1 protein-coding gene is annotated in these 354 nt (G+C 41.8%); it reads left to right on the top strand.

The annotated features are described in order from the left end of the window. Nucleotides 1–64: 64 nt before the first annotated feature. The coding region (locus KFE26_RS23755; RefSeq protein ID WP_212601929.1) for a transposase at nucleotides 65–354 on the top strand (290 nt) is incomplete at its 3' end.

Raw genomic sequence — 354 nt, 5'->3', positions numbered from 1 at the left:
ATTTTTAGACAGCATGGCAAGACGTTATAATTTGCTTCGCCAAAAGTAACCATAACCTCAAGCCATGCCAAGACTTATGCTAACCGATGCACGCTGGGAAAAGCTATTTCATTTAATGAAAAGCACAGGCCGTGTTTATGACAAACCTGAACATAGACAAACATTCGAAGGTATTCTTTACCGCCTTAGAACAGGTATCCCTTGGCGAGATTTACCTAAAGAGTTCGGTCATTGGAGCACGGTCTTTAGACGGTTTCATTTATGGTCTAAGAAAGGCGTTCTAGCACATTTATTCAAGGCCTTAGCCAACCTTGCTGATATAGAATGGGTCTTTATTGATGGCTCGATAGTGCG

The organism is Shewanella sp. M16, from assembly GCF_018224605.1.
GTDB lineage: Bacteria > Pseudomonadota > Gammaproteobacteria > Enterobacterales > Shewanellaceae > Shewanella > Shewanella oncorhynchi.
The sequence above is the reverse complement of the archived record's forward strand: the minus strand, read 5'-3'. Positions and strand labels throughout refer to the sequence as shown.